This window comes from Gryllotalpicola koreensis (assembly GCF_039538185.1).
In the GTDB taxonomy this organism is placed as follows: Bacteria; Actinomycetota; Actinomycetes; order Actinomycetales; family Microbacteriaceae; genus Gryllotalpicola; species Gryllotalpicola koreensis.
On sequence record NZ_BAABBW010000003.1, the window covers coordinates 548,679 to 568,810 of the forward strand.

Genomic DNA, 20,132 nt, shown 5'->3' on the forward strand with positions numbered 1-20,132 from the left:
GGGAGGGGCTGAGATGGCACAGCTCGCGTTGAGCCTCGACCGGCGCACCGAGGACGCGCTGCTGCCGGGCGCGCTGCAGGCAGGGCACGCCGTCGTGGCCCGGGTGCAGACCGCGGGGGAGCTGTCGACGGTGCTCGCGGCACACGAGATCGACCTCGCGGTGGTCTCGGCCGCGCGCTCGCGTCTCACGCCCGAACTGCGCGCGGCCGCCGCCGCGACCGGCACGCGGTTCGTCGTGCTCGCCGGAACCGCAGACGAGCGCGAGGTCGCCGCGCGAGCAGGCGCTCCCGAAGTGCTGCCCGAGCCCGCCACCTGGGCCGAGCTCGAGCGGCTGCTGACCGAGCGCGCCGCGCCGATGCCCGGCGTCGCGCAGGCCGCACCGGTCGAGGCATCCGTCATCGCCGTCTGGGGCCCGACCGGTGCACCGGGCCGCACCTCGCTCGCCATTCAGGTCGCCGCGGAGCTCGCCGCGCTCGGCAGCACGGTGGCCCTTGTCGATGCCGACAGCTATGGCGGAGCCGTGGCACCCTGGCTCGGCCTGCTCGACGAGACGCCGGGCTTCGCGGCCGCTTGCCGGCTCGCGGGCAACGACGCGCTGACCCGCGCGGAGTTCGACCGCGTCGCCCAGTACGTGCCCGTGCCGCGTGGCGCCCTCGCCGTGCTGACCGGCATCGCGCGCCCGAGCAGGTGGCCCGAGCTCGGCGCCGACCGCGTCGCGCGGGTCATCGACACCGTCGCGGGCTTCGTCGACCACGTCGTCGTCGATGTCGGCTTCAACCTCGAGACCGACGAGGAGATCGCGAGCGATCTGTTCGCCCCGCGTCGCAACGCGGCCACTCTGACCGTTCTCGAGCATGCGACCCAGCTGGTCGCGGTGGGGCTCGCGGACCCGCTCGGACTCTCCCGGCTGCTGCGGGCGCGAACGGATGCCGTGGCGGCGGCACCTCGCGCCCGGCACCGTCTTGTCGTGAACCGGGTGCGGGCCGGCGTGCTCGGCTCGGGGCCCGGCGCGCAGGTCACGGCGGCACTGCAGCGCTTCGGCGGCGTTGTACCCGATGCGCTCATTCCCGACGACCCGCAGGCCTTCGACGCCGCGATGCTGGCAGCCGCTCCGCTCGCAGCGGCTGCCCCGCGCTCGCCCGCGCGCGAGGCGATCCGCGAGCTCGTGCGCGGCACGCTGTCGGGTCTGCCTGCGCCGGCCGAGTCCGGCAGGCGCCGCGGGGCGCGTCTTCGCCGAGCACGGGCCGAGGCGGCATCCGCGATCCCGGTGGGAGCCGGAACCCTAGACTTGCAACGTGTCGACCCTCAGTGATCTGGTCATCGCGCACGGGCGCTCCACCCCCGAAGACATCGAGTGGATGCACATGCTCGTCGGCGACGCCCAGCTGCTCGCCGATCTCGCCTTCGCCGACATCGTGCTGTGGGTGCCGACGGAGGACGGCTTCATCGCCGTCGCGCACTCCCGGCCGTCGAGCGCGGCCACGCTGTTCTACCGAGACATCGTCGGCCAGAAGATCCGCCCGGAGTGGCGCACCCAGGTGAGCCAGGCGTTCGAGACCGGCGAGATCGTCGACTCGAGCGCGCCGGAATGGTATGAGGAGACGCCGACCCGGGTCCGTGCCGTGCCCGTGCTGCGCCGCCTCGGCTCGGCCAGCGCGAAGACGACGGATGCCCCCATCGCGGTGCTCACCCGGCACACCAACCTGAGCGAGGCGCGCACGCCCGGCCGCCAGGAGCTCACCTTCAACGACTGCGCCAACGACCTGTTCGCGATGATCGCGAGCGGCGACTTCCCCGACCTCGGCGCGCCGAGCGGGCCGAGGCGCGGCGCTCCCCGGGCATCCGATGGCCTGATCCGCCTCGATGTCGAGGGCATCACGACCTTCGCGAGCCCGAACGCGCTCTCGGCCTTCAACCGCATCGGCTTCACCGAAGAGCTCGAAGGCGAGTCGCTCGCCGAGGTGACGACGCGTCTGCTGACCGGCCACGCCGCCTTCGACGAGTCGCTGCCGTTGGTCGTGACGGGCCGGGCTCCGTGGCGCACCGACATCGACGTGCGCGGGGTGACGGTGTCGCTGCGGGCCATCCCGATCCGCAACCGGGGCGAGCGCGTCGGCGCCATCGTGCTCGTGCGCGACGTCACCGAGATGCGCCACCAGGAGCGCGAGCTCATCACGAAGGACGCGACGATCCGCGAGATCCACCACCGCGTCAAGAACAACCTGCAGACGGTGGCGTCACTGCTGCGCATCCAGGCGCGCCGCTCGCATTCCGACGAGGCGAAGGACGCGCTCGGCCAGGCGCAGCGCCGCGTCGCCGCCATCGCCGTCGTGCACGACACGCTGTCAGAGGGCCTCGCCCAGGCGGTCGACTTCGACGATGTCTTCGACCGGGTGCTGCTGCTCGTCGCCGAGGTCGCAGCGGGGCACAACACCTCGGTCCGTCCTGTGAAAAAGGGCCGCTTCGGCGTGCTGCCGAGCGAGGCCGCGACTCCGCTTGCGCTCGCGCTCACCGAGCTCGTGACGAACGCGGTCGAGCACGGCCTCGCCGAGCGCTCCGGCGAGGTGCAGATCATCGCCGAGCGCAATGAGGAGCAGCTCACCGTCAAGATCCTCGACGACGGCACCGGCCTGCCCGAGGGCAAGGTCGGCACGGGGCTCGGCACGCAGATCGTGCGCACCCTCATCCAGGGCGAGCTGGGCGGCTCGATCGATTGGCACACCATGATGGGCGCCGGTACCGAGGTGACGGTCGAGATCCCGCTGCGCTACCTGACCAGCGGGGCCGGCGCCAGCGCCTGAGGCGGCTGGCCCGGACCGTACGCGCGGCGCGTACGCGCGAGCAGGCGGGCGGGAGCGGCTTCGTATGACGCTCGAGGCGCGGGCGGCGACGAGCGGGCGCCTAAGCGGAACGGCGGGCGCGGGCGGCGCGGCGCTTGAGCGCGCGGCGCTCGTCCTCGGAGAGACCGCCCCACACGCCCGAGTCCTGGCCGGTCTCGAGGGCGTACTGCAGGCAGACCTCGGTGACGGGGCAGCGGCCGCAGACCTGCTTGGCCTTCTCGATCTGGTCGACGGCAGGGCCAGTGTTGCCGACCGGGAAGAACAGTTCGGGGTCAGCGGTCAGACATGCGGCCTTGTCGCGCCAGTCCATGGGGATGCTCCTCTTGTTGCAAGACAGCAGACGAGGGGGTTCGGGTTCGACTCGTCGGCATATAAATGACGACCGGATTCAGGGCCGAAGATCGTGGGGATTTTTGACCTGCCCACAGCCCCGTGAGCGATTAACCGGACCCATGTATCCTCCCATGGGGGACGGAGCCAGATCAAGAGTTTTGAGTGGGATAACCCTGTGAACACGAGCCTGAAACCCAGGTCTGCTATGGGAATGCGGCGTGCCGTCGCGAGCCTCGCGATCATCCTCGCCGTGGAGGCGGTGCTGGTGCTCGCTGCAACCGCACTCACGATAGTGCAGTTCGCGACGAGCGGCGCGCGTGTCGAGGCGGACGGTTTCGCATTCATCGCCTGTTTGGCGATCGGATTCCTGTGGGTCGGCCTCGCCGCCGTCGGAGTGTGGCTCGAGCGGCGCTGGGCGCGCCCCCTCACGATCGTCTGGCAGCTGATCCAGCTGGTCGCCGGCATCGGCGCGCTCGAGGGCCTCATCGCAGGCCCGCTCATCGGCGTCGTGCTGCTGGTGCTCGCTCTGGCGGGCCTCGTGCTGGTCTTCACTCCGCCGGTGGTGCGCGCACTGCGCCGCGACCCCGTGTAGCGCGCGCTACAGTTCCGGATCCGCGCGCCTGCTGCGGCGGTGGCGCAGATCCGTAGGTGTAGCGCGCCAATCGACTCAGCCCAGGTGCAGCTTCTTGCGCAGCATGCCGAGGTGACCCTTCGCCTTCACGTTGTAGAGGGCGTGCTCGAGGGTGCCGTCAGGCCCGACGACGAAGGTCGAGCGCAGCACTCCCGTGACCGTCTTGCCGTAGAGCTGCTTCTCACCCCAGGCGCCGTAGGCGCGGTGCACCTCGAGCGACTCGTCGGAGAGCACGGGGAAGTTGAGGTGCTCCTGCGCGGTGAACTTCGCGAGCTGCGCCACGGGGTCCTTCGAGATGCCGAGCACCGTGTAGCCGGCATCCGTCAACGACGGCAGCCCGTCGCGGAAGTCGCACGCCTGCGTCGTGCAGGCCGGCGTCAGCGCCGCCGGATAGAAGTAGACGATCACGTGCCGGCCCGCGAACGACGAGAGCGAGACGATGTCGCCGGCGGCGTCGGGCAGCGAGAACAGGGGAGCGGGGTCGCCTGCGGAGAGGCGACCGGGAAGAACATCGGTCACCCTTCGACCTTACGGCCGCGCGGGCCGGCTCGATTCGCGCACGACGAGCGTGCTGGGAGTCGGCGCCGCGGTGCTCCACTTCCGCCCGTCGAGCAGCTCGAGCAGCATCGCCGCGCTGCGCCGCCCCGCCCGGTCGGGGTAGCGCTCGAGCGCCGTGACGGTCGGGTACGAGAACTGGCACAGCATCGAGTCGTCCCAGCTGACGAGGGAGATCTCGCGGGCGTCCGCATCGGCGAGCGCACGCAGCCCGGCGACGGCCATCACGTCGTTCGAGAACACGAGCGCGGTGGGGCGACGGATGCCTGAGCCGAGCAGCTCCGCCACACGGGCGTGCGCCGTGTCGAAGGTGTAGTCCGCCTCGGCGAAGTCGACCTCGATGCCGCGGGCGGCGCACTCCTGCGCGACGGCGTCTCGCCGATCGACCTCGTGCGCGAGAGCGAGCGGCCCCGTCACGTGTGCGATGTGCCGGTGGCCGAGCTCGAAGAGGTGCGTGACGAGCAGCTGCGCGTCGCGGTGCTGGTCCTCGATGCGCTCCGCGCCCCCCTCGTTGCCGGGCAGCACCCCGTGCAGCACGAACGGCAGCCCGAGGCGGGTGAGCAGCTCGGGGCGCGGGTCGTCGATGGCGCGGTCGAGCACGATGACGCCGTCGACCCGCCCTTCGCCCGCCCAGCGTTCGTACACGGCGGTGTCGCGCCCAGGAGTGGTGCCGACCATGCGCAGCAGCAGGCTCTGCCCGGCATCCGACAGCACGTCCTCGACGCCCTCGAGCAGGCGCATGTAATACGGCTCGGTGCCGAGCAGGGTGGGGTCGCGGCGCAGCACCATGCCGATCGCGTCGGCGCGGGAGCGCGAGAGCGCGCGGGCCGAGAAACTGGGGTGCCAGCCGAGCTCGGCGGCCATCGCGACCACCTTCTGCCGGGTGGCCTCGCTCACGCCGGGCTGGCCGTTGAGCGCGTACGAGACGGATGCCTTCGAGACGCCGAGCCGCTCGGCGATGTGCGCGATGGTCACGCGTGCCATCTGTGCGCCTCCTCGCGAACGCGACGCGGTGTGTTGCGTCTGACGCCGATGATATCGACGGATGCCCGATCAGAACGCTCGCGCACCGCGCACCCCTGCCGTCCGCGCTCTGCACCTGGTCGCATATGGCTCCTTTGTCGTCGCGAAGGGGGCCGTTTGCGACCATGCAGGGGGCCGTTTGCGACCAAGGTACGGGCGTGAGCGATTAGCGCAAGGTCGTGAGCAGCCGCTGCAGGGAGTCCAGGCGCACGGCGCCGGCCGGGCCGAGCTTCCCGGCCTCGACCGCCTCGGCGATCGCGCAGTCGGGCGCGTCGGGCAGGTGCGTGCAGCCGCGCGGGCAGTCCTCGGCTACGCGGGCGAGGTCGGGGAAGCCGCGCAGGATGTTGGCCGGGTCGACGTGGCCGAGGCCGAAGCTGCGGACACCGGGCGTGTCGATGATCCAGCCGCGGCCGGCATCCGTCTGCACGCGCAGCGAGACGGTCGAGCTGGAGGTGTGCCGCCCGCGCCCCGTCACCTCGTTCACGTGACCGGTCGCGCGGTGCGCGTCGGGCACGAGCGCGTTGACGAGCGTCGACTTGCCGACACCCGAGTGCCCGACCGCGACGGTCGTGTGGCTGACGAGCGCGGCCGCCAGCTCGGCGGTCGGCATCGCTCCGCGGGCGCTGGTGAACACCGTGAGGTGGTCGAGCGCACCGAAGTTCGCGAGGAACGGCGCAGGGTCGGCGAGATCGGTCTTCGTGATGCACAGCAGCGGTTCAACGCCGGCGTCGTACGCCGCGACGAGGTAGCGGTCGACGAGGCGCACCCGTGGCTCGGGGTTCGCGGCCGCGATCACGATGAGCATCTGGTCGGCGTTGGCGACGATGACGCGCTCGACGGCATCCGTGTCGTCGGCCGAGCGGCGCAGCAGGGTCGTGCGCTCGCCGATGCGCACGATGCGGGCCAGAGTCCCCTCGCCGCCGGTGGTGTCGCCGACCAGGTCGACGCGGTCCCCGGTGACGATGGCCTGCTTGCGCAGCTCGCGGGCGCGCGAGGCGGTCAGCTGGTGCTCGGTCGGCTCGTCCTCGTCGAGCAGCACCGTGTAGCGCCCGCGGTCGACGGAGAGCACGCGGCCGGTGACGGCATCCTCATGCTCCGGCCGCTGCTTCGTGCGCGGACGATTGCCTTTCGGGTTGGGCCGGACCCGCACGGAGGACTCGTCGTACTCTCCGTACGGCTCGTCCTCGTCGTCGGCGTCAGACCACCAGCTCAAGCGGGCAGCGCCCCCTGCGCGGGGCCGGAGACCATGCGGCGCCACAGTTCGGGGAACTGGGGCAGCGTCTTCGCCGTCGCGCCGATGTCGTGCACCTCGACGCCGGGCACGCGCAGGCCGATGAGCGCGCCGGCGGTCGACATGCGGTGGTCTTTGTAGGACTTCCAGACGCCGCCGTGCAGCTCGGCCGGCTCGATGCGTAGGCCGTCCTCGAGCTCGGTCGCGTGGCCGCCCAGGCCGTTGATCTCGGCGACGAGCGCTGCCAGGCGATCGGTCTCATGATGGCGGATGTGGCCGATGCCGGTGAGCTCGCTGGGGGAGTCGGCCAGCGCCGCGAGGGCGGCCAGGGCCGGCGCCAGTTCGCCGCCGGTCGAGAGGTCGAGGTCGACGCCCGAGATCGTGCCCGTGCCGCGCACCGTGAGGCGGTCGCCGTCGAGGCTGACCTCGGCTCCGAACAGCGGCAGGTACGTCGCGAGGTCGGCACCGACCTGCGTGGTCTCGGCCGGCCAGTGCCCGATCGTCACCCGGCCGCCGGTCGCGACCGCGGCGGCGAGGAACGGCGCGGCGTTCGACAGGTCGGGCTCGATCGCCACGTCGCGGGCGCCGATCGGCTGCGGCCGCACGACCCAGGTTCCGAGCTCGGGCGTCTCGACCGTGACGCCGCGGGCCGCGAGCGCGGCGATGGTCATCTCGATGTGCGGCAGGCTCGGCAGGCGCTCGCCGGAATGGTGCAGCACGAGGCCGTTCTCGAAGCGCGGCGCCGACAGCAGCAGCCCCGAGACGAACTGGCTCGAGCTCGACGCGTCGATGGTGATCTCGCCGCCCGAGACCCGGCCGGTGCCGTGCACCGTGAACGGCAGGGCGCCGCGGCCCTCGTCGGCGAGGTCGACACCGAGCGCGCGCAGGGCGTCGACCATGGCGTGCATGGGGCGGCCGCGGGCCGAGTCGTCGGCGTCGATGGTGACCGGGCCGAGAGCGAGGGCGGCGACAGGCGGCACGAAGCGCATCACGGTGCCCGCCTGGCCGGCGTCGATCGTGGTCGAGCCGGTCAGCTCAGAGGCCGGCACGATGCGCAGATCGGGGCCGAAGGGGCCCGCGGGAATCGCTGGGCGCGACGACCCAGTGGGTCGTCGCTGCGATTCGCGCTGAGCAAGCTGTGCTTGCTCAGGCATCCGTTCTACTCCCGTGCCCAAAGCCGCCAGGGCCTCGACCATGCGGTCGCTGTCCTGCGAGTGCAGGGGGGCGGTGAGCAGCGACGGACCGTCGGCGAGCGCCGACAGCACCAGCTCGCGGTTGGTCTGCGACTTCGAGCCGGGCAGGGCCACATCGGCGTCGATCGGGGCGGTCGCGACCGGCGCCGCCCAGAGCTCGGACACCTCGGGCTGGCGGCTGTCGCCGTAGGGATCGAACTCGGGCGCGGAATAGGTGCGGAACTGCATCGGTTGCAGGATATCGAGGATTTCGTCACGCCATCGAAAGGAACCACGTGCCCGCCAGCGCGCTCATCGAGCGGCCCGTCGCCGGTCCCGTTCAGGGCACGGATTCGACGGATGCCCGGGCCGTAGACTGGGCCGCGATGACAGACGACCTCGAGCTCTCGAGCGACACGCCTCCGCGTTCCTTCGAAGAGCAGGCGCTTCCTTTCATGGACCAGCTCTATGCCGCGGCGCTGCGCATGACGCGCAACCCGTCCGACGCGCAGGACCTCGTGCAGGAGACCTTCGTGAAGGCCTTCGCCGCCTGGAACCAGTTCCACCAGGGCACGAACCTGAAGGCGTGGCTGTACCGCATCCTCACCAACACGTTCATCAACAGCTACCGCAAGAAGCAGCGCGAGCCGTACCAGACCCCCATCGAGGACCTCGAGGACTGGCAGCTCGGCGGCGCGGAGTCCACGACGTCACGCTCGACCCGCTCGGCGGAGGCCGAGGCGATCGACCACCTGCCGGACTCCGACGTGAAGAACGCGCTGCAGGCCATTCCGGAGGACTTCCGGATGGCCGTGTACTTCGCCGATGTCGAAGGCTTCTCCTATCAGGAGATCGCCGACATCATGAAGACGCCCATCGGGACCGTGATGAGCCGCCTGCACCGTGGCCGGCGACTGCTTCGCGATCTGCTGTCCGACTACGCGCGCGACCGGGGGAGCGCCGCCCAGACCCCACCTGCCAGGAGTACACGATGACCGACTGCGGCTGCGACAAAGCCAAGAAGGACCTTGAAGAATACCTGCACCACGAGCTGCAGGCCGTCGATGCCGCGGATATCCGCGAGCATCTCGAGACGTGCGCCGACTGCGCCGGCGAGGCGAAGGTCGGCGTCGTGCTGATCGAGGCCGTGCAGCGCGCCTGCCGCGAGACGGCCCCCGAGGAGCTGCGCGTGCAGGTGCTCGCGCGCATTCGCGAGCTGCAGACGCACGCGTAGCCCGGCATCCGCCCCGGCTTCGCGCTCTGCGCTACACGTGCGGAACGGGCTACACGTACGGAACGGCGCCACCCTTTCGAGAGTGGCGCCGTTCCGTAGCTGTAGCGCGGGCTAGATGGTGAGTGCGTCGCTCATCAGCTTGGCCTGCTCGACGGCGTGGCGCTTGGCCGTGCCGACGGCGGGCGAGGCGGATGCCGGCCGCGAGACCACCTTCACGTCGCGCTTGCCCGCGCGGCGGGCCGCGTCGACGAAGTACGGCGCGGCGCCCTGGTTCTCGGGCTCGTCCTGCACCCAGGCGACCTCGGCGTTCGGGTAGCTGTCGAGGACGCCCTCGAGCTCCGGCTTGGGCAGCGGGTAGAACTGCTCGAGGCGCACCACCGCGATCGCCGGGTTCGGCGCCTTCGCGAGCTCGGCCTTGAGGTCGTAGTAGATCTTCCCGGCGCAGGCGAGCACGCGGCGCACGGCCGACTTGTCCGTGACATCCGGGTCGTCGATCACCGGCTCGAAACGGCCCGAGGTGAACTCGGCGACGTCGCTCGTCGCACCGCGCAGGCGCAGCATCGCCTTCGGGGTGAAGACGATCAGCGGCTTGCGCGGGCGGGCGTACGCCTGACGGCGCAGGAGGTGGAAGTACGACGCCGGCGTCGAGGGGCGCGCGATCGTCATGTTGTTCTGCGCGGCGAGCTGCAGGTAGCGCTCGATGCGCGCCGACGAGTGGTCGGGCCCCTGGCCCTCGTAGCCGTGCGGCAGCAGCAGCACGACGGAGGAGCGTTGCCCCCACTTCTGCTCGCTGGCCGCGATGTACTCGTCGATGACGGTCTGGGCGCCGTTGGCGAAGTCGCCGTACTGCGCCTCCCACAGCACGAGCGCGTCGGGGCGCTCGACCGAGTAGCCGTACTCGAAGCCCATCGCCGCGTACTCGGAGAGCAGCGAGTCGTAGACCCAGAAGCGGCCCTGATTCTCGCCGAGGTTGGCGAGCGGCACCCATTCCTGGCCGTTGACCTGGTCGTGGAAGACCGCGTTGCGCTGGGCGAAGGTGCCGCGGCGCGAGTCCTGGCCGACAAGGCGCACCGGGGTGCCCTCGAGCACGAGCGAGCCGAAGGCGATGAGTTCGGCGAAGCCCCAGTCGATGCCGCCCTCGCGGCTCATGTCGACGCGCTTCTTGAGCAGCGAGGTGAGCTTCTTGTGGACCGTGAAACCGTCAGGCACGTTCGCGAACGCGTCGCCGACCGCGTGCACGACGGATTCCTGGATGCCGGTCGTCGCGAGCTCGCCCGTGGCGGGCTCGTCGTTCTTCGGCAGCTGCGTCACGACCGGGATCGGCGAGGTCTGCGCCTCGTGCGTCTCCGCGAAGGCCCGCTCGAGACGCGCCTGGAAGTCGCGGTGCGCCTCGTCGTACTCCTCTTCCGTGATGTCGCCGCGGCCGACGAGCGCCTCGGTGTACAGCTTGCGGGTCGAGCGCTTCGCCTCGATCAGGCCGTACATCAGCGGCTGCGTCATCGACGGGTCGTCGCCCTCGTTGTGGCCACGCCGGCGATAGCAGACGAGGTCGATGAAGACGTCGCGCTTGAACTCCTGCCGGTACTCGAAGGCGAGGCGCGCGACCCGCACCACGGCCTCGGGGTCGTCCCCGTTCACGTGGAAGATCGGGCACTGCACCGTCTTCGCGACATCGGTCGAGTACACCGAGCTGCGCGCCTCGGCGGGCGAGGTGGTGAATCCGACCTGGTTGTTGATGTTGACGTGGATCGTGCCGCCGGTCTTGTACGCCCGCAGCTGCGACATCTGCAGCACCTCGACGTTGATGCCCTGGCCCGCGAGCGCGGCGTCGCCGTGCACGAGCACGGGAAGCGTCGAGTAGGTGCCCGCGGGGCGGCGGTCCTGCTTGGCGCGCACGATGCCCTCGAGCACGCCGTTGACGACCTCGAGGTGGGAGGGGTTCGCCGCCACGTAGATCGGCACCTCCTTGCCGTCGGGCGACACGAAGGTGCCCTCGGTGCCGAGGTGGTACTTCACGTCGCCGGTGCCGGCGAGCTCGAACTCGCCCTCGAACTCGCGGAAGATCTGGCCGTAGGTCTTCCCCGCGATGTTCGTGAGCACGTTGAGACGGCCGCGGTGCGCCATTCCGATCGCGACGCCGTCCATCTCGGCATCCGCCGCGCCCTGCAGCAGTTCGTCGATCAGCGGGATCGTGGACTCGCCGCCCTCGAGGCTGAAGCGCTTCTGGCCGACGTACTTGGTCTGCAGGAAGGTCTCGAAGGCCTCTGCCTCGTTGAGCTTCGTGAGGATGTGCAGCTGCTCGTCATGGCCCGGCTTGACATAGGGGCGCTCGAGCTTGTTCTGGAACCAGCGGCGCTGCGCCGGGTCCTGGATGTGCATGTACTCGACGCCGACCGTGCGGCAGTACGAGTCGCGCAGCACGCCGAGGATGTCGCGCAGCTTCATCTCGCCGTAGTTGCCGGCGAAGCCGCCCGCGACGAAGGTGCGGTCGAGGTCCCAGAAGGTGAGGCCGTGGCTCGCGATCTCGAGATCGGGGTGGGTGCGCTGCTTGTACTCGAGCGGGTCGATGTCGGCCATCAGGTGGCCGCGCACGCGGTACGAGTTGATCAGCTCGTGCACGCGGGCGGTCTTGTTGACCTGGTGGGCGAGGTCGACCTTGATGTCCTGCGCCCACAGGATCGGCTCGTACGGGATGCGGAGGGCCGCGAAGATCTCCTGGTAGAAGTCCTGGCCGCCCGCGAGGAGCTCGTGCACGATCTTGAGGAACTCACCGCTGCCCGCGCCCTGGATGACCCGGTGGTCGTAGGTGCTCGTCAGTGTGATCGTCTTCGAGATGCCGAGGTCATTGAGCGTCTCGGGGCTCGCCCCCTGGAACTCGGCCGGGTACTCGAGGGCGCCGGCGCCGATGATGCAGCCCTGGCCCTTCATCAGGCGCGGCACCGAGTGCACGGTGCCGATGCCGCCCGGGTTGGTGAGGCTCACGGATGCCCCGGAGAAGTCGTCGGCCGTCAGCTTGTTGCCGCGGGCACGCTTCACGAGGTCCTCGTAGGCGGCGAGGTAGTCGGTGAAGCCCAGCGTCTCGGCGCGCTTGATGGCGGGTACGAGCAGCGAGCGGGTGCCGTCGGGCTTGGGCAGGTCGATCGCGATGCCGAGGCCGATGTGGGCGGGCTTCACGATGGACGGCTTGCCGTCGACCACGTCGTAGAAGACGTTCTGGCTCGGGAACTGCCCCAGAGCCTTGATGAGCGCCCAGCCGATCAGGTGGGTGAAGCTCACCTTGCCGCCGCGGGTGCGGGCCATGTGGTTGTTGATGACGATGCGGTTGTCGATCATCAGCTTCGCCGGGATCGTGCGCACGCTCGTCGCGGTCGGCACGGTCAGGCTCACGTCCATGTTGGCGGCGAGCGTCTTCGACATGCCGCGCAGCGGGGTGACCTCATTGGCCTCGGTCGGGCCGTCGTTCTTGGGGGTGGCGGCCGGCGCGTCGGCCGGCACGGGGGTCGGCCTCGGTGCGACCGAGGTGGTGCGCGCGACCGGCTGGGTCGAGGTGGAGGTCGAGGGCGTCTGGGTGGCGGCGGGAGCCGGGGGCGTGGGAGCGGGGGATGCCGGGGCCGGGGCGGCTTGGGCCGGCGCGGGCGCCGCTGGCGCCGAAGCTGCGGCGGGAGCCGCCGCCGGTGCGGAGCCGCTCGACTCTGCTCGCTTCTGCTCCAGGATCGGCCACCACGACTGGTCCACCGAGTTCTTGTCGGCGAGGTACTGCTCGTAAAGCTCTTCGACCAGCCAGTCGTTGGCTCCGAACTGTCCCTCTTCCGTGCCAGTCAGCTGGCTTGCCACAGCCGATCGCCCACCTTCTCCATCGACGTCAGATCCTTCTGCCGCCGGGCGCACGGGTGTTGCCGCCGCGCAACCCAACGATCCTCAAGCCTAATCCCTGTGGACAACCGGCCGCGCCCGACGTGCCCGTGCGCAATAGCGTGGGACCATGAGGTTCTACGGCGCGGCACCCCAGCACGACCTGACCTACTCCGATGTCTTCCTGGTCCCGAGCCGCTCGGCCGTGACCAGCAGGCTCGACGTCGACCTGTCGCCAGGGGACGGCACCGGGGCGCGGATCCCGATCGTCGCGAGCAACATGAACTCGGTCACCGGGCCGCGCCTCGCGGCGACGCTCGCCCGGCGCGGCGGGCTCGGAGTGCTGCCGCAGGACCTCAGCCCGCAGGACCTCGCCGCAGGCATCCGTTTCGTCAAATCCCAGCCCGTCGCCTACGACACGCCCATCGTGATGTCGCCGGACGACACCGCGGCCGACGCGCTCGAGCACGTGCCGGCCGCGCATGGGCTCGGCATCGCGCTGCACGATGCGGACGACCACTACGTCGGCGCGGTGCTCGCCTCACGGCTCGCAGTGGTGCCGCCGGATGCCCGGCTGGGCGACCTCGTGCACGGCGAGCTCGCGGCGCTCGAGGCCGAGGACGTGCCCGACGGGCGCGCCGCCTTCGACCTGCTCGACGCCGCCGGCGTCGAGTTCGCGCCCGTCGTCTCGCAGGGCCGCGTGATCGGCACGCTGTCGAAGACCTCGGCGCTGCGCTCGACGATCTATCCGCCCGCGGTGGACGCGCAGGGGCGGCTGCGCATCGCCGCCGCGATCGGCATCAACGGCGACGTCGCTTCTCGCGCCCGCGCGCTGCGCGACGCCGGCGTGGACGTGCTCGTGCTCGACACGGCGCACGGCGATCAGGACGGCATGCGCCGCGCCCTCGGCGCCGTCGCCGGGCTCGACCTCGGGCTGCCGCTCGTCGCGGGCAACATCGTGACGGCCGCCGCCGTGCAGGACCTGGTCGCCGAGGGGGCGAACATCTTGAAGGTCGGCGTCGGGCCGGGCGCCATGTGCACGACCCGCATGATGACGGCCGTCGGGCGCCCGCAGTTCTCGGCGGTGCTCGAGACGGCGTCGGCTGCCGCCGAGCTGGGAGCGCACGTGTGGGCCGACGGCGGGGTGCGCTACCCGAGGGACGTCGCGCTGGCGCTCGCGGCCGGTGCGGCATCCGTCATGATCGGCTCGTGGTTCGCGGGCACGATCGAGGCGCCGGGCCTGCTGCGCACGGATGCCTCGGGCGCCCTCTACAAGGAGAGCTGGGGCATGGCCTCGAACAAGGCGGTGCAGGCGCGGTTCGCGCGGTTGTCCGCGTACGAGCGGGCGCGCAAGGAGCTGTTCGCCGAGGGCATCTCGTCGTCGAAGATCTACCTCGACCCGCTGCGCCCCTCTGTCGAGGACCTGCTCGACATGATCACGACGGGCGTGCGCTCGTCGTTCACCTACGCCGGGGCGCGGACCGTGCCCGAGTTCCACGAGCGCGCGCTCGTCGGTCTGCAGTCGGCGGCCGGCTACGAGGAGGGCAAGGCCCTCCCGGTCTCGTGGTGAGCCGCGCGCCGCGCCCGGGTCGCCGCGCTCGGGCCGCCTCGCCCGGCCCCGGCCCCGACTTCGGTCGCGCTACAGCTACGGATACGCGCGCCTGTCACCGGGGGCGCGGCGTTCCGGGGGTGTAGCGCGAGCGCAGATGCTGCGGGAGGCCCGCCTCGACCAGGAGACGCGCGAGGCGAGGAGGGCGTTGCAGATACGGGGTATCCCAACGAGCGAAGCGCGGCCCGCGGGCGCGGATTCGGTCCTCGCGGGTCTTTTCGGCGAGGACGACCTGCTCGATGGTGCGACCGTTCATGAGTTCAGGTTTGACGAACTTGACGCGACCGTCGAACTCGCCCACGAGGCCATGCTCTGGCCACCAGAAGTCCGTATCGCCGATGTGCCCGTCCGAGTCGAACCATTCCTGCTGGAGGACGGGCGGGGGAAATCCGAGTTCGTGGATGAGCACCCTGCTCTGCGATTCGCGGACCGAGTCGGACAGCGGGGTTGCGAACTCGGCCACGCGCCGCATCTTTGCGAACGCCGCGCGGCCACGCTGATATTCGAGTTCGGCGGCGAGCTCGTCGAGCGTCATCAGCGTCGGGCGCCGCTTGCGGTGTAGCGCCGCGTCGGCGAGAGCGACGCCCTGGGAGAAGCTCGACGTGCGGGCGACGTCCATGACGGTGCGGGGCGCCGAGGTCACGAGGAATCCGTCGACCTCGATGATCTCGTCGTCGCGCAACACGGCTCCGTAACGACGGAGATTGCCCGTCGACCGGCCCCCGGATGCCGGTGGGATCGTCACCTCCACCTTGTCCGGCCACGAGCCGAGACGGGGAAGCCCAAGGAGGACCGCCGCTGAGTTGTGCGAGAACACCACGTCGGAGGCGAGAGTTGTCGCAATTCCTGCTACGAACGCGAGGAAGCGTTCGTCAGGACCTTTGCTCTGCCACGCCTGCGTCTCGGCGAATACGCCGCGACTGACCCTGACCCGGAGCCCTTTGGCTACGTCACGACGGATCGCATCTGACTCGGTGGCGCGTCCGCGTGAATCGGTCGTGAGCTCGAGCCCGAGCTCGGCGGCCCGGACGAGTGCCCTGCTGTGTGTCATGCCGCAACTGTGACGCAGTCTCACGGTCGACGAGACGGCATGGTCGGGCATCCGTGGACAGGCGTGCAGCTTGACTTCCTGTGCTGGGGAAGATGCGCGGTCTGGCACCGTCAGATCGCGCTATAGGTACGGATCCGCGCGCCCGCTGCGACTGCCGCGCGGATCCGTACCTATAGCGCGGACGCGGGAGTCGCGGGAGTCGGGGAAATCCAGGGTGCGGGACCGCGGCGTGGGCAGGGTCAGCGGACGCACGGCGCGCGCCGATACACTGCACGTGTATGGAGCCCCCGTCTGCGAGCAGCCATAGTCCCCAGCCCGTGACCCGGCGGGTCGGCGCCTCATGAACGAGTGGGTTCTGCTCGGCATCGGTGTCGTCCTGATCATCGGCACGGGCTTCTTCGTCGCGAGCGAGTTCGCGCTCGTGAACCTCGACCGCGCCGACCTCGAGGCGCGCCGCGAGCGCGGTGAGAGCCGCCTCACGATGACGATCGATGCGCTGCGGCACACGTCCACGCACCTGTCGAGCGCGCAGCTCGGCATCACGCTGACCACCCTGCTCACCGGCTTCACGCTCGAGCCCTCGATCGGCACGCTGCTGCAGCCCGTCTTCGACGCGTTCAGGATGACGGATGCCGCAGCCGCCGTCACCGCGTCGATCGTGTCCATCGTCATCGCGACGCTCGCGTCGATGATCCTCGGCGAGCTCGTGCCGAAGAGCTTCGCGCTCGCCCTCCCCGTCGCGACCGCGCGCATCGTCATCCCGTTCCAGACGATCTTCACGCGGGTGTTCCGCCCGGCGGTCGCCCTGCTCAACGGCAGCGCCAACGCGGTGCTGTCGATCTTCGGCGTCGAGGCGAAGGAGGAGCTCTCCGGCGCCCGCAGCGCGGAGGAGCTGAGCTCGCTCGTTCGGCGCTCCGCCGAGCAGGGCGTGCTCGAGCAGGACACCGCGAGCCTGCTCGACCGCACCCTGATGTTCTCGCACCGCGTCGCGGGCGACGTGATGACCCCGCGGCCGCAGCTCGAGACCGTCAAGCGCGACGAGACCGCCGACGCCGTCATCGCGCTCGCCCGCGAGACCGGCTTCTCGCGCTTCCCCGTCATCGACGACGGCATCGACGACATCGCCGGCATCGTGCACCTCAAGAACGCCGTCGCGGTTCCGCGTGAGCGCAGGAACCGTGTTCCGGTGAGCGCGCTGCAGGCCGAGGCGCTGCGCGTGCCCGAGACGATGCACCTCGACAGCCTGCTCGCCGAGTTGCGCGCACGCAGCCTGCAGATGGCGGTCGTCGTGGACGAATACGGCGGCACCGCCGGCGTCGCGACGCTCGAGGACCTCGTCGAAGAGCTCGTCGGCGAGGTCGCCGACGAGCACGACACGGGCCCCATCGACATCGTCGCCCCGGGCCCCGAGGGCGAGTTCGAGTTCAGCGGGCTGCTGCGGCCCGACGAACTGCTCGACCGCGCGGGCGTCCGGGTGCCGGAGGACGAGCGCTACGAGACCGTCGCCGGCTACGTGCTGGCCATGCTCGGCCGGCTGCCCGAGCTCGGCGACTCCGTGCCCGTCGAGGGCGGCACGCTGCGGGTGACCGCGCTCGACGGCCGCCGCGTCGACCGCATCGCGTACACGCCCCTCGCACAGGCATCCGTCGATCTCCAAAGCGCAACGCAGGCGGCCAGATCCGCTGAAAGGGGGAGCACGGATGTCTGACTGGGCCGGCATCGTGTGGCTGTTCGTGCTGCTCGCGGGCAACGCCTTCTTCGTCGGCGCGGAGTTCGCCGTCATCAGCGCCCGCCGCTCGCAGATCGAGCCCGCCGCGGAGCGCGGGAAGCGCAGCGCGAAGACCGCCCTGTGGGCGATGGAGCACGCGACGCTCATGCTCGCCACCACGCAGCTCGGCATCACGGTGTGCTCGCTGCTGATCCTGAACGTGTCGGAGCCGGCGATCCACCACCTGCTGCAGGGGCCGCTCGGGCTGACGGGCCTCTCGGACACGGCGATCGACATCGGCTCGTTCGTGATCACCCTCGTCGTCGTGTCGTTCCTGCACGTCGTGCTCGGCGAGATGGTGCCGAAGAACCTGTCGTTCTCGTTCCCCGATCGCGCCGTCGTGCTGCTCGCGCCGCCGCTGGTCGCCGTCGGGCGGGCGTTCGGGCCGATCACGCACGCGCTCAACTGGGCGGCGAACGGCATCGTGCGGCTGTGCGGGGTGACGCCCCGCGACGAGGCCGTGTCGACCTTCACGCTCGAGGAGGTCGAGACGATCGTGCAGCAGTCCACGCGCGAGGGGCTGCTGCAGGACTCCACCGGCACCCTCACGAACGCTTTCGAGTTCAGCGCCAAGACCGCTGCCCAGGTCGCGGTGCCGCTCGGCATGCTCGAGACGCTGCCGCCGTCCGCGACACCGGCCGACGTCGAGCACGCGGTCGCCAAGCACGGCTTCAGCAGGTACGTCATCGAGGACGAGCGGGGGATGCCCGTGGGCTACGTGCACCTCAAGGACGTGCTCGACCTCGAGGGCTCGGCCTTCGACGCGCCGATTCCGACGGGGTCGGTGCGGCCGCTCGTCGATGTCGCGGCCGACGCCGAGATCGAGTCGGTGCTCGCCGTGCTGCGGCGCTCCGGCACGCACATCGCACGGACGACGGATGCCTCAGGCGAGGCCATCGGCGTGCTGTTCCTCGAGGACATCATCGAGGAGCTCGTCGGCGAGGTGCACGACGCGACGCGGCGCGACTGAGTTCATTGCCGCGCCGGTCCTCGCCCGGCGCGGGTCGCTGCGCGACGCGCCGGACGCGACCGCCGCGTCGCTGTGGCTGGGTCCATCACGCCGGTTACCGGCGGGCGCGAATGTACTGCGGCTGCCAGAGGGCGGGGGAGTCGGCGCCGAGCTCGCGGGCCCAGCGCTGCGGGGCGTGCGGGTCGCGCAGCGCCTCGCGGGCGATGAGCACGGCATCCGCCTGACCGCTCGCCACGATCTGCTCGGCCTGCGCGCCGTCGGTGATGATGCCGACCGCGCCGACCGGTACCTCGCCGAGCGAGCGCACGTAGTGCGCGAAGCGCACCTGGTAACCCGGCCCGATCGGGATGTCGGCCTGCGCGTTGCCGCCGGTCGACACATCGAAGAAGTCGGCGCCGGCGTCGTGCGCCCAACGGGCGACCGTCGCGGTGTCGGACTCGTTCCAGCCGCCGTCGACCCAGTCGGTGGCCGAGAAGCGCACGAAGACGGCGGCGCGGCCGGCCGCGGCATCCGTCACCGCGTCCAGCACCCGCATGAGCAGGCGCGCGCGGTTCTCGAGCGAGCCGCCGTACTCGTCGTCGCGCCGGTTCGACAGCGGCGAGAGGAACTGGTGGAGCAGGTAGCCGTGCGCGGCGTGCAGCTCGAGCACGTCGAATCCGGCGTCGATGGCGCGGTGAGCGGATGCCCCGAAATCGGCGACCACCTTGTCGAGGCCCGCGGCGTCGAGCGCTTCCGGAGTGTCATAGCCGGGGAACGCGACGGACGAGGGGGCGAGGGCGATCCAGCCGCCGTCGGCGGCGGGAACGGTGCCGCGGCGATCTGTGCCCCACGGGGCATACGTCGACGCCTTGCGCCCCGCATGCTGCAGCTGGATGCCGGCCTTCGCCCCGCGCTCGTGGATGAAGCCGACGATGCGCGCCCAGGCCTCCTGCTGCTCGCCGTTCCAGATGCCGGTGTCCTGCGGCGAGATGCGGCCCTCGGGGCTCACCGCCGTCGCCTCGGTGATGACGAGCGAGGCACCGCCCGAGGCGAGCGAGCCGAGGTGCACGAGGTGCCAATCCGTCGGCACGCCGTCCTGCGCGAGCACCGAGTACTGGCACATCGGCGCGATGAAGACGCGGTTCGCGAAGGTGACGGGGCCGAGGGTGATCGGGGTGAAGAGCTGGGAGGGCATGAGGGCTTTCTTGCGGGCGCTGGCTTCGAGACGCGCTGCGCGCTCCTCAACCAGCGGAAAGCGTGAGGAGGAAGGCGCGGAGCGAGGCGGCGTCGGTGAACACGTGGCCCGTGATGCCGAGCGCCTCGGCGCCCGCGACGTTGTCCGCCCTGTTGTCGGTGAACACCATCTCGGCCGCGGTGATTCCGAGGTCGGCGAGAACGTGCTCGTAGATCGCGGCCTCTGGCTTCAGCAGCTTCAGCTCGCCCGAGACGTAGAAGGCGTCGAACCAGTCCGACAGCGGCCCATGCCGGAAGTACGACCCGAAGTCCGGCCCGGCGTTCGACAGCAGGGCGAGCTTCGTGCCGCCCGCCTTGAGATCGGCGAGCACCTCGATCGTGCCGGGGTTCACCGACAGCCACGAGCGGAAGTCCGCGGCCCAGAGCTCGTGGATCCGCGCGTCCGACCACGCGACGCCGAGTTCGCCGGCGATCGCCTGCCAGTAGGCGCGCACGCCCGCCGTGCCCTGGTCGAGCCCGTCGCGGTGGGCGAAGTACGCGCGCCAGAAGGGCTCGGCCGGCACCCCCGCGAGGGCGAGGATGGCGGCCCGATCGGCATCCGTCGGCGTCAGCGAGATCACCTCGCCGTAGTCGAAGACGACGGTGCGGCCGGGAAGAGAGATGGGCGAGCTCATGCCGTCGAACCTATCG

At 70.9% G+C, this 20,132-nt stretch carries 17 protein-coding genes; 8 read left to right on the forward strand and 9 right to left on the reverse strand.

What is annotated here, in order from left to right:
- Nucleotides 1-13: 13 nt before the first annotated feature.
- Together ABD708_RS11260 and ABD708_RS11265 are read left to right on the forward strand one after the other, a co-directional pair.
- Nucleotides 14-1,312 carry a CpaE/TadZ family protein gene (locus ABD708_RS11260; protein WP_344754386.1) on the forward strand — a complete coding sequence of 433 codons (1,299 nt, stop codon included), beginning with the start codon at nucleotides 14-16 and terminating at the stop codon, nucleotides 1,310-1,312.
- Nucleotides 1,296-2,801 (forward strand): sensor histidine kinase, encoded by a 1,506-nt coding sequence (locus ABD708_RS11265; RefSeq protein WP_344754388.1) that lies wholly within the window; start codon nucleotides 1,296-1,298, stop codon nucleotides 2,799-2,801. Before ABD708_RS11260 ends, ABD708_RS11265 begins: the two co-directional genes overlap by 17 nt.
- Nucleotides 2,802-2,901: 100 nt before the next feature.
- Here ABD708_RS11265 and ABD708_RS11270 read toward each other — a convergent pair whose 3' ends face one another.
- Nucleotides 2,902-3,150, reverse strand: a complete 249-nt coding sequence (locus tag ABD708_RS11270) for a WhiB family transcriptional regulator (protein WP_120789842.1) — start codon at nucleotides 3,148-3,150, stop codon at nucleotides 2,902-2,904.
- 234 nt (nucleotides 3,151-3,384) lie between these two features.
- On the opposite strand from ABD708_RS11270, the gene ABD708_RS11275 reads away from it, so the two are divergent.
- Nucleotides 3,385-3,765: a hypothetical protein gene (locus tag ABD708_RS11275; RefSeq protein WP_344754390.1), complete on the forward strand. Its 381-nt coding sequence runs from the start codon at nucleotides 3,385-3,387 to the stop codon at nucleotides 3,763-3,765.
- Between the two features lie 75 nt (nucleotides 3,766-3,840).
- Here ABD708_RS11275 and bcp read toward each other — a convergent pair whose 3' ends face one another.
- The 4 genes from bcp to aroA all read right to left on the reverse strand — a co-directional run bounded on the left by bcp (nucleotide 3,841) and on the right by aroA (nucleotide 8,034).
- Nucleotides 3,841-4,323, reverse strand: coding sequence for a thioredoxin-dependent thiol peroxidase (gene bcp, locus ABD708_RS11280; RefSeq protein ID WP_344754392.1), 483 nt, complete (start codon nucleotides 4,321-4,323; stop codon nucleotides 3,841-3,843).
- Nucleotides 4,324-4,332: 9 nt separating this feature from the next.
- Complete coding sequence (locus ABD708_RS11285; RefSeq protein ID WP_344754394.1) at nucleotides 4,333-5,343, reverse strand: LacI family DNA-binding transcriptional regulator; 1,011 nt, start codon at nucleotides 5,341-5,343, stop codon at nucleotides 4,333-4,335.
- 205 nt (nucleotides 5,344-5,548) lie between these two features.
- A complete protein-coding gene (gene rsgA / locus ABD708_RS11290; protein WP_344754396.1) occupies nucleotides 5,549-6,595 on the reverse strand; it encodes a ribosome small subunit-dependent GTPase A in 1,047 nt (348 codons plus the stop codon).
- Nucleotides 6,592-8,034, reverse strand: a complete 1,443-nt coding sequence (gene aroA / locus ABD708_RS11295; RefSeq protein WP_344754398.1) for a 3-phosphoshikimate 1-carboxyvinyltransferase — start codon at nucleotides 8,032-8,034, stop codon at nucleotides 6,592-6,594. Before aroA ends, rsgA begins: the two co-directional genes overlap by 4 nt.
- A 137-nt stretch (nucleotides 8,035-8,171) precedes the next feature.
- Here aroA and ABD708_RS11300 point away from each other — a divergent pair, with 137 nt between their 5' ends.
- Together ABD708_RS11300 and ABD708_RS11305 are read left to right on the forward strand one after the other, a co-directional pair.
- Nucleotides 8,172-8,780 (forward strand): sigma-70 family RNA polymerase sigma factor, encoded by a 609-nt coding sequence (locus ABD708_RS11300; RefSeq protein WP_344754536.1) that lies wholly within the window; start codon nucleotides 8,172-8,174, stop codon nucleotides 8,778-8,780.
- The gene (locus tag ABD708_RS11305; RefSeq protein WP_344754400.1) at nucleotides 8,777-9,019 is read left to right on the forward strand and encodes a zf-HC2 domain-containing protein; all 243 of its coding nucleotides are present in this window, start codon (nucleotides 8,777-8,779) and stop codon (nucleotides 9,017-9,019) included. The genes ABD708_RS11300 and ABD708_RS11305 overlap by 4 nt, the downstream gene beginning before the upstream one ends.
- 111 nt (nucleotides 9,020-9,130) lie before the next feature.
- On the opposite strand, the gene ABD708_RS11310 is transcribed toward ABD708_RS11305, so the two are convergent.
- Nucleotides 9,131-12,853, reverse strand: coding sequence for a multifunctional oxoglutarate decarboxylase/oxoglutarate dehydrogenase thiamine pyrophosphate-binding subunit/dihydrolipoyllysine-residue succinyltransferase subunit (locus tag ABD708_RS11310; protein WP_344754402.1), 3,723 nt, complete (start codon nucleotides 12,851-12,853; stop codon nucleotides 9,131-9,133).
- Nucleotides 12,854-13,001: 148 nt separating this feature from the next.
- On the opposite strand from ABD708_RS11310, the gene guaB1 reads away from it, so the two are divergent.
- Nucleotides 13,002-14,441, forward strand: coding sequence for a GMP reductase (guaB1, locus tag ABD708_RS11315; protein WP_344754404.1), 1,440 nt, complete (start codon nucleotides 13,002-13,004; stop codon nucleotides 14,439-14,441).
- 94 nt (nucleotides 14,442-14,535) lie between these two features.
- On the opposite strand, the gene ABD708_RS11320 is transcribed toward guaB1, so the two are convergent.
- On the reverse strand, nucleotides 14,536-15,531 hold the full coding sequence (locus tag ABD708_RS11320) for a type IV toxin-antitoxin system AbiEi family antitoxin domain-containing protein (RefSeq protein WP_344754406.1): 996 nt from the start codon (nucleotides 15,529-15,531) through the stop codon (nucleotides 14,536-14,538).
- 340 nt (nucleotides 15,532-15,871) lie between these two features.
- On the opposite strand from ABD708_RS11320, the gene ABD708_RS11325 reads away from it, so the two are divergent.
- Together ABD708_RS11325 and ABD708_RS11330 are read left to right on the forward strand one after the other, a co-directional pair.
- A complete protein-coding gene (locus ABD708_RS11325; RefSeq protein ID WP_344754408.1) occupies nucleotides 15,872-17,239 on the forward strand; it encodes a hemolysin family protein in 1,368 nt (455 codons plus the stop codon).
- Complete coding sequence (locus tag ABD708_RS11330) at nucleotides 17,232-18,269, forward strand: hemolysin family protein (RefSeq protein ID WP_344754410.1); 1,038 nt, start codon at nucleotides 17,232-17,234, stop codon at nucleotides 18,267-18,269. Before ABD708_RS11325 ends, ABD708_RS11330 begins: the two co-directional genes overlap by 8 nt.
- A gap of 94 nt (nucleotides 18,270-18,363) precedes the next feature.
- On the opposite strand, the gene ABD708_RS11335 is transcribed toward ABD708_RS11330, so the two are convergent.
- Both ABD708_RS11335 and ABD708_RS11340 read right to left on the reverse strand, forming a co-directional pair.
- On the reverse strand, nucleotides 18,364-19,443 hold the full coding sequence (locus ABD708_RS11335; RefSeq protein ID WP_344754412.1) for an NADH:flavin oxidoreductase/NADH oxidase: 1,080 nt from the start codon (nucleotides 19,441-19,443) through the stop codon (nucleotides 18,364-18,366).
- Nucleotides 19,444-19,489: 46 nt separating this feature from the next.
- On the reverse strand, nucleotides 19,490-20,116 hold the full coding sequence (locus ABD708_RS11340; protein ID WP_344754414.1) for an HAD family hydrolase: 627 nt from the start codon (nucleotides 20,114-20,116) through the stop codon (nucleotides 19,490-19,492).
- Between the last annotated feature and the right edge of the window lie 16 nt (nucleotides 20,117-20,132).